At 38.6% G+C, this 3,061-nt stretch carries 4 protein-coding genes; all 4 read right to left on the reverse strand.

Going from position 1 to position 3,061, the window contains the following annotated elements:
* Positions 1 to 651 (reverse strand): tRNA pseudouridine synthase A (locus tag E1176_RS21330; RefSeq protein ID WP_155209141.1); only part of this gene is annotated, 651 nt, incomplete at its 3' end.
* Complete coding sequence (gene ade / locus E1176_RS03240; protein WP_155209142.1) at positions 638 to 2,266, reverse strand: adenine deaminase; 1,629 nt, start codon at positions 2,264 to 2,266, stop codon at positions 638 to 640. The genes E1176_RS21330 and ade, both read right to left, overlap by 14 nt.
* Positions 2,267 to 2,320: 54 nt before the next feature.
* Positions 2,321 to 2,602 carry a GNAT family N-acetyltransferase gene (locus E1176_RS03245; protein WP_155209143.1) on the reverse strand — a complete coding sequence of 94 codons (282 nt, stop codon included), beginning with the start codon at positions 2,600 to 2,602 and terminating at the stop codon, positions 2,321 to 2,323.
* Positions 2,603 to 2,667: 65 nt separating this feature from the next.
* On the reverse strand, positions 2,668 to 3,012 hold the full coding sequence (locus E1176_RS03250) for a hypothetical protein (protein WP_155209144.1): 345 nt from the start codon (positions 3,010 to 3,012) through the stop codon (positions 2,668 to 2,670).
* Positions 3,013 to 3,061 lie beyond the last annotated feature (49 nt).

Genomic DNA, 3,061 nt, shown 5'->3' on the forward strand with positions numbered 1-3,061 from the left:
CATCATATACCTAATCTGGTAGCGTAAAAAACCTTTGCCTACTACCCGAAGTACGTAACTTTTCTTAGGAAAAAAATTTGCCTTTAACTCTGTATTTTCCGCTAAAACACAAGTTGTTATGCTGCGCACAAAATCATCTTGACTGTCGCTGGACTCACAAAAACGCTGAAAGTCATGTTTACCCTCAAAGTGAGTGGCTGCTTCAGACATTTTTTCAATATCAAGCTCCTCTCGCACGTAAGTCATAAAAGGCGCGCAAAATGGATGCATTTTTTCACCATAAGTGAAGTAATACAAATATTCCTTCTCCGCTACATCCTGAATAATATTAAATGAATCGGAATCAGACAATTTACTGATTTCCAAGGCTTTTATATCTGGTGGCAGATTTTCGTTTAACGCTTTGAAAAACTTGTCTATAGATACCTCTTCTCTTAAGATCAGCTGAAAGGCAGAGTTATTTACTGAAACCATAGCATCGGTACGACCAGCTCCTAAAACCTTGAAAGGCTTATCTTTTAAAACATAATTTACTGTTTTTTCCACCATGCCCTGCACGGTTTTAACGTGAGGTTGCCGTTGCCAGCCATGGTATCTAAAACCCAGGTATTGAAACGTGATAAGGTAGTAATGATCGTTAGGATGCTTCACTGAAAATATCTACAAATTCAAATTTCTGCCCGTCAAACAGTCCTTTATCACTTAGTTTTAGTTCAGGTATAACCAGTAAAGCCATAAATGATAAGGTCATAAAAGGAGACTCTAAAGTACTGCCCATATCTTTAGCCATTTTATCAATAGACTTATAGGCTTTAGCCACTTCATATCCATCATTTGGTGACATAATTCCTGCAACAGGCAGAGGTACAATATCTTGCTCACCATCTGTAACCGCAGAAACTCCGCCTTTTGCCTTAATAATAAGGTTTGCTGCTTTGGCCATACTTTCATCATCTACACCAACAACAATTATATTGTGAGAATCATGACCTACTGATGACGCTATCGCTCCTTGTTTGAGGCCAACATTTTTGATAAATGCCATGGCCGGAGGTTTGTTCTCATACCGGTTGATTACCGCCATTTTCAAAATGTCATTGTCAACGTCAGATTTTATTTCATCCTTTTCTTCTAAGGGAGAAGCAAGCAATTCTTTGGTGATCAATTGGCCATCTTCAGCTTCTATAACTCTAATTTGGCCAGGCTTGGCCGCTACTTTAAAATCAACGGCCTTTGTTTTGGATGCCTTGAAATTGTTAATTATTGAGTTTTCAACAGCATTTATAAGTGTCTTTCCTTCTTTCGCTACCAATTCACCATCTATATAGGTCTGGTTTACCTTGAAAGCTTGAATATCATCGACAACAATAAAATCGGCAGGATCACCAACTCTTAGGAGTCCAACATTCATATTATAGTGTTCTACCGGGTTTACACAAGCCGCCCGGAGCGCTTTAAATAAATCTATCCCTTTTTCTAAAGCTCGTTTTACTAATTGATTGATGTGGCCTTCCTCCAGGTTATCGGGGTGTTTGTCATCTGAGCAAAACATCATTTGAGACGAATGATCATTCATTAAATCAATCAATGCCTCAAAATTTTTAGCAGCACTTCCCTCCCTGATTAATATTTTCATGCCATTTTTGAGCTTATCTAAGGCTTCTTCGGCTGTAAAACATTCATGGTCGGTTGATATACCAGCTTCAATGTATCTTTTAGCATCATCACCTTTGAGGCCTGGCGCATGACCATCAACCGGTTTATTTAGCTTTTTAGCTATAGCAATTTTCTCATAAACTTCCTCATCCCGATTCAGTACGCCCGGCCAGTTCATCATTTCTGCCAGATAAACCACCTCTTTTTTCTCTAATAAGTACTTGACATCTTCAGCATTGATTTCAGCTCCGGCAGTTTCAAAAGGAGTGGCCGGCACACAGCTAGGTGCCCCGAAATAAAATTTAAACGGCACTTTATTTCCATTATCGATCATATACTCCACACCTTCGATGCCGAGCACATTACCAATTTCGTGAGGGTCTGAGATAGTACCCACTGTGCCATGCACTACAGCCAGGCGAGCAAACTCTGATGGGACGAGCATAGAACTTTCCACGTGTACGTGAGCATCTATAAAACCAGGCAAAATATATTGATCAGGAGCCGTTTCAATCTCCCTGATTTCTTTGATTCGCCCGTCTTTGACGATTACTTCTCCACTAAAAATTCGATGATTGTGTATATCTATGATTTGGCCTGAAATAGTCATATTTATTGATTTATCAGGCAAAGAAAACTATTATGAATGTCTAATTATAGCTTATCATACTTTAAGTTCGGCAAACTGCTTGTTTTCTTTTATGTATGAATCAACAAAGGAGCAAGTAGGCTTTACTTTTAATCCGCGTTCTTTGGCAAAATTGAGGGCATGCTCTACCAACGACTCTCCTACCCCCAAATCACGTGACTCAGAAGGTACATATGTGCCAAGAAAATCTAAGTATTGGTCGCTGTGCCTTTCGTATTTCAACTCAGCATTGCCTCCTTTTACTTTTACAAAAAATAAGTGCTTATCAACATCATGTTTGATTTCGAGATTGCTCATAGCTTTTGGTTAGTGTAATACTTTGATTGTACTAATACTAACAAAAAACTCCCGTGATGTTTATGCTAAGAAACCAGGTGCTTACCTATTATTTTTTCAATATCAGCTGTGCTAAAACCCAGGCGGTCTCCAACTGTCATGATCAACTCTCTTTCTGCTTTGGCAAAATCACCATCTACCAGTGCAAACTCAATCATTTCACTTAACTGCTTTTCTTTTTCCTCAGAATTTTGCGGAATGAGGTAAGCATATTCGTGTGCTCTTTCGAGCATAACATTCATTCTATCTAAAGGAATCCCTTTACTAAAAGCTACTTTTGAGAGGTAAACACGCTCAGCATCAGCGAGTTTTCCATCGGCCATAGCCAGTGAAACCAAATTGCGAAAGTGTTCTAATTGTTTATTTAACATGATCTTACCTTGAGTCGAAATTGTAATATAGAGATAAATTTAAAAATGA

The organism is Fulvivirga aurantia (assembly GCF_009711475.1).
GTDB classification, from domain to species: domain Bacteria; phylum Bacteroidota; class Bacteroidia; order Cytophagales; family Cyclobacteriaceae; genus Fulvivirga; species Fulvivirga aurantia.

Excerpts from the sequence above, each read along its gene's own strand:
- E1176_RS03250 (WP_155209144.1), bottom strand. The coding sequence starts at position 3,012 with ATGTTAAATAAACAATTAGAACACTTTCGCAATTTGGTTTCACTGGCT.
- E1176_RS03245 (WP_155209143.1), bottom strand. The coding sequence starts at position 2,602 with ATGAGCAATCTCGAAATCAAACATGATGTTGATAAGCACTTATTTTTT.
- ade (WP_155209142.1), bottom strand. The coding sequence starts at position 2,266 with ATGACTATTTCAGGCCAAATCATAGATATACACAATCATCGAATTTTT.